This window comes from Geotoga petraea (genome assembly GCF_900102615.1).
In the GTDB taxonomy this organism is placed as follows: Bacteria; Thermotogota; Thermotogae; order Petrotogales; family Petrotogaceae; genus Geotoga; species Geotoga petraea.
Genome location: NZ_FMYV01000006.1, coordinates 168,200 through 176,643, shown reverse-complemented (window position 1 = coordinate 176,643; position 8,444 = coordinate 168,200). Strand labels below are relative to the sequence as shown.

The following is an 8,444-nucleotide window of genomic DNA, read 5'->3' as shown; positions in this document are numbered from 1 at the left end:
TCTGTATATTAATTCTTGTTTTGGTTCATTTCTTCTTCAATTTTTTTGATTTGTTCTAATGTGAGTCCTATAGCTTTTGATATAATATTTCTATCAACTTTTGCTTTCAATAATTCTTTTGCTGTTTCTTTAGCTTTTAAATATTCTCCAAGTTTCATCCCTTCCAACTTCCCTTTTTCAATACCTCTTTTTTCACCCTTTTCAATCAATTTATCTGCTATAGTCATAAAATAATCACTCCTCTCTTTTGATACTTCTTTTACCTTTTCTTCTATTTCTTCTACTTCTATATCGTCTCTTATATTGAATATGTATCTTACACAACTTTCGTATATTTTTGTAGCTTTTTCTTGGTTTTTTATCTGTTTGGATAACAACGTTATGTTTATTACTTTCAATCTCCGGCATCTATTTTCCAACACAAATAGTTCCTTCAGCTTTAAATCATTTTCATTTTATTATATAATATTTTTATAACATAAATAAAGCGGGGGATGAAGATGAATTATTTAGATATAAAAATAGAAACAGAAAGGTTGATTTTAAAACCTATATCAATGAAAGATAAAGAAGATATTTTAAGAAACTTCACTGACGAAATAACAAAATACATGTATCCAAGTGCTCCAAAAGGGCTGTACGATGTAGAAAATTTTATAAATTCTTCTTTAAAAGGATTGAAAGAAAACTCCAACCTTCAATTAATAATTAGAAAAAAAGATAATGATGAATTTATTGGTTGTGCAGGGTTGCATAATACCACTTCGGAAATTCCTGAACTGGGCATATGGATAAAAAAAGATGCCTTTGGTAACAAATTTGGAAGAGAAGCTATATCAGCTATAACAGAATGGGCAAAATCTAATTTAAAAGTCAAATATATCACTTATCCAGTTGATAAAGATAACATACCAAGCAAAAAAATTCCTCTTTCATTAGGAGGAAAATTGATAAAAGAATATAAAGAAAAAACTCCAGATGGAAGAATATTGAACATTGAAGAATACTACATTGAAATGCCTTCTCACTAAGAGAAATAACAAAACACCCAGTGCAAAAACATCATGAACCAAAATTTTTATAAAGTGATATAATATATATGCGAGTAATTATGTTTGACCTCCGAGAATGACGGGGTCGTTAATAGGTAGAATATCATTCACTCGTGAGTCAATATAATCCCATGGCCCTCATTTTTATGGGGGCCATTTTTTTAGGGGGTATTTATGAAAATAGTTAAAATTTCTAATGAGTTCTATAAAATTATAAAATCTGATAAAGAAGCTTTGGGTAAGATACAAGATTGTTAGACTATCTTTTTCATATTGTGATTAATCCTTTGACTTGTTTAATGAATTTTCTATGACTTGTATTTCTTGTACTTGGCAATCGGTTAATGCTTTTTGAATTGTTTGATTTGATTTCATCTTATTATATACATCTTCTATTTTTTTGAGTTTTTCTTCTTTTGAACCTTCATTTATAGGAACTATAAGTTTTTCTACTTCTTCGTTTATATAGCTTCCGTCTTTTACCATTTCTTCTTTGAAATATAGTCCATAAACCATAAAATCAGCAATCCTTTCAAAGAAGTTGGATAATTCATTTGCTATTTGTTCAGAATCGTTTAAATCATTTTTTATTTCAATTATAAAATCCACAAGTATAGAAAAAATAACATCCTGATTAGGTTTTGGCTTAATAAATGATACATTATCAATCTTTTTAAACTTGATTCCTTTACTTCCAAGTTTGTCACAAGAAGTACGAAAATTGAATTCTCCCAATTTGGAATTAATTATTAGTAATAAATATTTTATATTATTGCCTGTAATATGAAAAACTCTGTCATTATGATATTTTTTAAATTTATCATAGGCAAAATATGGTTTTTTAGAAATATCAACATAAACTAATTTTTCTTTTTCAAATTGATCAACATAAGCACAATTCCTTAAATTATACGGAGTATCTCCTTGATCATATCTATTTGTAATTCTTTCTTCAAATCGATCTAACCATTCTTTTATAACTGGATAATCATTTTCTACATCTACTCTTGGAACACCATTATAACCATTGTGAGAGTTAATAAGCCAACAATCATTAAATTCATAAGTATATCTTTTAATATCTCTACCAGTTAAAAGTGGTTTTATTATTTCGGAATTTTTAGGGTCTTTTTTTATTAATTCATCTTTTGTTTTTCCATCTATTATAAAAGCTTTATTATATCCAGTTAAAATTCCTCTGTATATTTCAATATCCCAGTCTTTTAGAGGCGTTCCAATATTTTCAATTCTTTCTTTTATTTTTAACTCTTCTTTATTCAAAAAAGAAAATGTATCTTTGCTCAAATCTTCTTTTTTGTATATAACTTTTTCTTTTTTTATATACTCATCCAAACTTAGTTCAAGATCATAATTATCTCTTATATCACAATAAATGAACTCATCACTTTTTTTTGATTTTTGAAATTCAAAAACAGAAGTATCGACCGTTGCATTTTCAAATACTCTTATCCCATTAAAATCTATGTATGATTTTATATCAACATTGTTAATTATGAATTCACGAATATCTTTTCCATAATTAGCTCTGGTCCATTTGTTTGAAGTTATATATGATAATAAACCATTCTGTTTGAGTTCTTCATATCCTTTTTCGTAAAAAGCGATGTAAATATCAGAAGTTCCGTTAAAAGTGTCATAATATTTTTTATACTTTTCTTTTAAAGAAGTGGGTTTTATTTTTTCTCCTCTAATGTACGGTGGATTTCCAATAACTATATCAAATCCATCTTTTATACCAAACATGAATTCTGAATCAAAAAATTCAGCTATATTATTATGTTCATAGGGGTTCCAAGCTGCTATTTTTTGACTTATTTCTGAATTGAAACCTATTTTGTCTAAAGCAGCTTTTAGTTGCTCTCTTTTTTCTTTATCTTTCACTTTATATTTATCTTTTGTAGATTTTGTTTTTGCTTCAAAGTATTTGTTTCTTATGATTTTTAATTCTTCTTCTATTTTTTTGTACTCGTTTTGTCCTAATTGTAATGTTTTTGGTTTTTCTATTTTTAATAGTGTATTTGCCGTAACAAATTTTGTTTCTAAATTTGGGAGCGTGAGTAATCCAAAATTTTTATCTTCTTTATTTACTTTTTGTTCTATAATCAAAGAGATAAAAAATCTGAGTTTTGAAATTTGTGCTGCTATTGGTTGTATATCAACGCCGTATATGCTGTTTTCTATTAAAAACAGTTTTCTTGCATAGTTTGCATCATTTTTATTGAGATTAAAAACAAAATCTATTTCATTGTGCCTTTCTTCAAAGTCTTCTTGCTCATTTTTCACTTCTTCCATTTTTATTTCTTTCCATATATAGTTTTCTGGATCTAATTTTTCAAGAAGAAAAACTAATCTGTTTAAGACTCCCATAGGAAAAGCCCCAGAACCACAGGCTGGGTCTAATATTTTTATATTGTAGATAGCTCTTACTATTTTTTCCACTTCTTTTTTTTCAAAGGCATGTTCGTATTTATTATAATCAAATAATTCTTCTAAATTATCTTCAGTTATAAAATCTAAATTTGTTTTTAAATATTCTTTTATAGAGCTATCCACCATGTAGTGGACTATTTCTCTTGGTGTGTAATAACTACCAGTTAATTTTCTCGCTGTGTCTCTTGTTTCTGGGTTATAACTTGCAAGAAGGTTTTCGAATATTCTTCCAAGTAATTCTGGGTCTAAAGCTACATCTTCTTCCACTGGTGTGTTTTCTTCAAGAGTAAATTTATATTTGTTGAGTATGTTAAAAAGACCTGTTATACTGTCTTTTTCTTTTTTGTTTTTATTAGAGAAAAGTAATTCATCTGGAAATATCAATTTGCTTTCATTTTTCGGATTATCTGAAAACATATCAATTCTTTTTTCATGATGCCTATTGTTGCCTACTTCATCTAAACATTCGAAAAGTCCTCCATTTAAAAAAGGAATTTCGTCAAAAAGATCAATTATGAGATCAGGATTTTTATCTTTCACAAACCTTAAATATCTGTATTTGTTATGAACTCCGTAATAGCTACTTTTATTTTGAAATGAGCTAATAAAATTTCTATTATTAGGTTTGTCCCTGTTCATCTCTGTATTTAAGGTTGCAAAGAATAAATTCTGTAGTATTGCTTTATAGTAAGTGCTGTTATTTACTTCAACATCTTTTACTAAAATATTGTCATAAATATACTTATCATCGAAAATCTTCTTATCTATAAGTCCTTTTTCTTTTAAAAACCAAACAAAAATAATTCTTGTTAAAAATCTTATTAAACTTTGAGTGTTATTTTCTCTAACTTTTTCTGGATTAGCAGTTATTTTATCTGCATTTTTTGTATCATCAGGAGAAGGGAATTTTACTTTATCTATAGAACTAAAAAACCAATTAGATAGTTCTTTGTAAAACTCTTTATTAAGTTCTCTTACACTTAATTTTGCTTTCCATTTTTTGTGAAAATCTTTAAAGTTCCTTGCATTCGCATCTAAATCTCTAAAATTTATGTCTTCAAGTATTCTTATATGCGCTGCATGCGTGTCTTTTAAGGCAATATCTTTTATTAAAGTTGTTTTTTCTATAACATCTTTTTCATGATATCTTTTGTTAATTCTTCTATCTGTTATTGTCAAAGTAATTTTTTCATCATAATTGAATATAATAAATGCTGGTGAATTCAAAAGTCTATTTATCTTTTTAGATATGCTTACTATTTTTGTTTTTGAATATTCTTGATCTTTGAGTTTTATAGATAAAAATATATAACCGGCAATAATTTCTTTTTCCGATTCGTATTTTACAAAATTATCTTTTTTTTCGTCATCTTCGCTGAAAGCAAAAAGCAAAGATATTTTTTCTATACAACTTTTTTCTTCTTCATTAAATTGAGATTTTTCTATACCAACAACATTTAAAAATTCTTCTAAATCATATTCATTTTTTGGAAAAGTATTGTTTTTTAAAGGATAATCTAAAATTTTAAATAGTTCGATCCCTGAATCGTAAATATCACTGAAATTATTTAATGTTTTTTGAATTAAGTTTCTATCCATCGTAATTCTCCTTTTCTTTTATTATTAAAAAACTAATCAATTCAAATTCTTCTTCATCGGTTATTTGGTTTTCTTTTGAAATTAGATTTATTTGCCCTCTGCCGGCTCCCATTCCTAATGTTCTCATGGATTGATGATTCAACTTTTTGTTTATTTGTTTAACTATCGTTCTTAATAAATTAGAATATTTTTCCATATTTTCCCCATCATTTGTTTCTTTTGTAAATATTTTTTCTAATTCTTCATAAGGTTGTTTTCCCCCAGAGGCTAATAATTTGTATATTTCTAATAATTGTTTTAAGTTTGTGTAATTGAATTTAATTTCGCCGTTATCATATATATAGACCAAGAAGTATGGAGCTACTGGATTAAACTTTTCTAATCTTTTTTCAACTTTTTCTTTTTTTGAGGACTTTAGTTTTAAACAGAAAATTACTCCAGGCTTTATAAATTCTTTTATATTTTTTGGTAATGAATCTTCAGAATATTCTATATCTTTTGGTAACGGAACTATAGAATATATTCCTTCTGGAAGATGCTTTAAGTTTTTGTTTTTTTCTAAATAGTTAGTCAAATCCATTTTGTAATTATCTAAAGTGAAATCTGTGAGTGATATTGTATCATCCATATCTTCTAAATCTATAATTTCATTTTGTAATTTTTTTAGCTGTTTTTCTCTAAAATCTAAATAGTTATCTTCGTCTTCTCTTACTTCAATTATGTTTTCTTGGCCTGTTCCACTCATATCAGAAAGTGCCATTCTATTTTTTACTCTTTTTTCCAAATTTATATATTTTTCAAGATCTTTTTCAGGCCAAAAATTAACTAATTGTATCTTTTGGTTTTTTGAACCAATTCTGTCAATCCTTCCAAATCTTTGGGTTATTCTAACTGGATTCCAATGTATATCGTAATTTATTAAATAATCACAATCTTGTAGATTTTGACCCTCTGATATACAATCAGTTGCAACGAGTATGTCTATTTCTTTTTCACAATTTATTTTTCCTTTTGATTTTGGGGAAAAACTCTGTAATATTTCTTCAAAATTTTTAAGCCCAATTGTTGAATTATTTGGCCCTGTTCCAGTTACCAACCCAAACTCTAAATTCTTTTTGGATAATTCTTCTTTCAAATTTAAGTATAGATAATTAGCAGTATCTGCATAAGCTGTGAAAATCAATATTTTTTTGTTGTCTTTATTTATAGGATTTTTAATTTTATCTTCAATTAATTTAATTAATGTTTTTAGCTTTGCATCTTTTTCTCTGTTAATCTTGTTAGCTTCTTTTAGTAATTCTTTGATAACTTTATAGTCTCTTTTTATTTTTTCAAGCCACTCAGAAGCTCTCATTTCTTTTAGATTGAAGTTTATTTTACCCTCAATCAATAAATCCATTTCTTCTTCAGAATATTCTTCTTTATTCAAATCTAAATCTATTTCTTTATATTCTTCTCTATTTTCCTTGTAATTTTCAATCTTGTTTATTAGATTTTCATGCTTTTTCGCCAACCTTTCAAAGGTTAGCCTAAAAGAATGTACTGAACTTTCTAATCTTTTTAAATAATTAGTTTTAAGCATCAGTATTAAATTTTGCTCTCTATCTGCTTGACTTAGTATACCTGTACCCCCTTTTACTATGGTATCATGTTTTTCTGCATATTCTTCTTGGCTTAGTTTTCTAACAAAATTTGAAGGATAATAAATGCTTAAATCCATTTCTAATATTTTATTATTAAGTTGTTCGTAGTTCATAACTTGATTAGACGTATCCAATTCAGAGTATATTGATATAGGTTTTAATCTTTTTGGGAATTTACCTATTTTTTTGATGTCATAATACTTTTTTATATGTTTTCTTGACCTAGATATGGTGTATTCATCTAATAATTTGAAAAAGTCGGAATCCATTTCTTCAACAAGATCTATTTTTGAGCCCTTATTTTTTTCATCCGCCCATTTGTCAAAGTTTCTCTGGGCTTTTTTTACAACTGAAGATATTCTCTCAATATTCTGATTTTTTAAAGCTTGATCATTTTCTTTTGTAATAAAGTTGATTTGATTATGCAAATCACTGAGGTCGTTGTTTATTGGAGTGGCTGTTAACATTAACACTTTTGTGTTTTGTCCAGCTTTTATTATATTATTCATTAGTTTTTCATATCTTGTAACTCTGTTTTTCACTGCTCTCTTGTTTCTAAAATTATGCGATTCATCTATTACCACTAAATCATATCTTTCCCAATTAATTTCTTCTAAAAGATACCCATTAGCAGCCCTTCCTTTATCTCTAGACAAGTCTGTATGAAAGAATATATCATAATAAAATTTATCTTCCAACAAAATATTATCTTTTACTGTTCCTTTATATGTATTCCAGTTTTCATATAATCTTTTTGGACAGAGTACTAAAACTCTGTCATTTTTCATTTCATAATATTTTATAACTGCTAAAGCTTCGAATGTTTTCCCTAATCCTACACTATCTGCAAGAATACATCCATTATGCTTTTCTATTTTACTTATGGCTGCTTTAACTCCATCTTTTTGAAAATCATATAGCATATTCCAGATTTTTGTTTCTTGAAAATCTTCTTGTTGAGTATATTTTTCCTGATTTTCAACATATTCTTCAAAAATTTTGTATAGTGTGAATAAATAAACTATTTCAGGACTGTTATCTTTATATAATTTATTTAAATATTCTAGTACCTGGTATTTTACATCTTCGACTAATCCTGTGTTATCATTCCAAATGGAATCAAACCACTTTTTAGATTCATTAACGTCTCTTTGATCTGAAAGATATACATTTAATTCTATGTTGTGACTATTTTTAAAACCCAAACCACTGTAAGTGAAATTTGAACTGCCTGTAATTGCTCTTGGGTCTCTTCCTGGTTTTTCGATATGATACATTTTCCCATGTAAAAAATTGGGTTTTACCATTGATTTTATATTTACTTTCTCTTCTATCCATTTTGCACATTCTTTTGCAACCTTTTTTTGTTTTAGTCTGTTTTTTATTGTTATATTAGTAGAATTATCTTCAATAGTAAATTCTTTTGATTGCATTTGGTCCAAATCCATGTTTTTTATAAAACTTGGCTCTCCAAATAAAAAGTTTAAACTTTCTATATCATCAAATTTTTCTTTCAACTCATAATAAGCATAAATCGTAAAATATGCTGATACTATGGACAATTTTGATCCCTCTTCAATATTATCTTTTAAATACTCCCACATCTTTTGATTTTTGTTATCGATTATATTGCTGGTGTTATTCATCTGACCACCTCATAGACATATTATTTACTTTGATTATACAACAAATTGATGTA

4 protein-coding genes are annotated in these 8,444 nt (G+C 26.8%); 1 reads left to right on the top strand and 3 read right to left on the bottom strand.

Annotated elements, in window-relative coordinates:
• Positions 1–8 precede the first annotated feature (8 nt).
• On the bottom strand, positions 9–422 hold the full coding sequence (locus tag BLS00_RS08335) for an RpnC/YadD family protein (protein ID WP_143012951.1): 414 nt from the start codon (positions 420–422) through the stop codon (positions 9–11).
• A gap of 78 nt (positions 423–500) precedes the next feature.
• Here BLS00_RS08335 and BLS00_RS08330 point away from each other — a divergent pair, with 78 nt between their 5' ends.
• Positions 501–1,031, top strand: a complete 531-nt coding sequence (locus BLS00_RS08330) for a GNAT family N-acetyltransferase (protein ID WP_091404769.1) — start codon at positions 501–503, stop codon at positions 1,029–1,031.
• 300 nt (positions 1,032–1,331) lie between these two features.
• Here BLS00_RS08330 and BLS00_RS08325 read toward each other — a convergent pair whose 3' ends face one another.
• Positions 1,332–5,102 carry an Eco57I restriction-modification methylase domain-containing protein gene (locus tag BLS00_RS08325; protein WP_091404764.1) on the bottom strand — a complete coding sequence of 1,257 codons (3,771 nt, stop codon included), beginning with the start codon at positions 5,100–5,102 and terminating at the stop codon, positions 1,332–1,334.
• On the bottom strand, positions 5,095–8,391 hold the full coding sequence (locus tag BLS00_RS08320) for a helicase-related protein (protein WP_091404762.1): 3,297 nt from the start codon (positions 8,389–8,391) through the stop codon (positions 5,095–5,097). Before BLS00_RS08320 ends, BLS00_RS08325 begins: the two co-directional genes overlap by 8 nt.
• Between the last annotated feature and the right edge of the window lie 53 nt (positions 8,392–8,444).